This window comes from Alteromonas profundi, from assembly GCF_010500865.1.
Lineage (GTDB): Bacteria > Pseudomonadota > Gammaproteobacteria > Enterobacterales > Alteromonadaceae > Alteromonas > Alteromonas profundi.
The window spans coordinates 1-510 of record NZ_JAAAWN010000097.1 but is presented as its reverse complement, the minus strand read 5'-3'; the positions used below and the strand labels follow the sequence as shown (position 1 = coordinate 510).

Annotated in this window: 1 protein-coding gene; it reads left to right on the top strand. The window is 41.8% G+C overall.

The window, feature by feature from the left end; translation table 11 throughout:
• Window positions 1–275 (top strand): hypothetical protein (locus tag GTH32_RS19420; RefSeq protein WP_203565568.1); only part of this gene is annotated, 275 nt, incomplete at its 5' end.
• Between the last annotated feature and the right edge of the window lie 235 nt (window positions 276–510).

The window sequence follows — 510 nt, the reverse complement described above, 5'->3', positions numbered from 1 at the left end:
TCCTGCTAACCAACGTGTTTTGGTTGTATCAGAGTTTGGATAACGGTGTCTCTTTAACTTACATGGAAGCAAGCCTAGAAACCCAAACTAAAATATCGGAGCAACTGTTCGTTCTAACAAATGCGCATCTCATAGGTAAAAGCGTCAACGAAGTTGATAATATTGTTCCACTGGATATTTATGGCTCTCGACCATTCATAAAAGATGATTGCTTATATTATGGTAGCGTATGCCTAATCGTTGGCACCAATGGCACTATTCAGGGTTTTAAGTAACATGTCTTATAACAAAAAAATTAAGCTCGCCCGCTGCGCGGGCTGGGACGCAAACATGCGGGGCGGCTTCGCCATTATGCCCCACATGCGTGCGCCCCTTATTTAAAAGTTAGGCGTCATTTACTTACAGCATTAAAATGTTGGTTCAGTTGTGACATTCCAGCATCAAGGTTATTTCGCTAGGTAGTTTTTAAAGCTTGCTTTTGTGGTATTTTTTATGGCTTTAGCAACGCGC